Raw genomic sequence first — 566 nt, forward strand, 5'->3', positions numbered from 1 at the left:
AATGGTAGAAACCAATTCGCGATGCTCACGATTGACGATCTGGTTCCTCATGATCACCTTGTTCGAAAGATTGATGCGGCGATTGATTTTGAGTTCATTTATCCAATTGTTGAAGAGACTTATTCAACTTTAGGACGACCAAGCATTGACCCCGTTATTCTTATCAAATTAGTGTTTATCCAATACCTCTTTGGGATTCGCTCCATGCGACAAACAATTAAGGAAGTCGATACCAATGTCGCTTATCGTTGGTTTTTAGGATTTTCCTTCGAAGAAGACATCCCGCATTTTTCCACTTTTGGTAAAAATTATGTCCGGCGGTTTCGAGAAACCACGTTGTTTGAAGACATTTTTGCTTATATTTTGGGACAAGCAGTCAAAGCAGGCTTTGTGACAGAAGATAACTTATACCTTGATTCGACGCACATCAAAGCCAATGCCAATAAACATAAGTTCACGAAGGAAATGACTCATGACGAAGCGAAAGCCTATCAAGATGAATTAGAAGATGAAATCAATCGTCAACGAATCGAAGCAGGAAAACGCCCTTTTACTTTGGACTTAGA

The 566-nt window shown here is 39.6% G+C and carries 1 protein-coding gene; it reads left to right on the forward strand.

Going from position 1 to position 566, the window contains the following annotated elements; translation table 11 throughout:
• Positions 1-566 (forward strand): transposase (locus RV13_RS20515; RefSeq protein ID WP_143142317.1); only part of this gene is annotated, 566 nt, incomplete at both ends.

The organism is Enterococcus raffinosus, from assembly GCF_001886185.1.
Classification (GTDB): domain Bacteria; phylum Bacillota; class Bacilli; order Lactobacillales; family Enterococcaceae; genus Enterococcus_A; species Enterococcus_A raffinosus.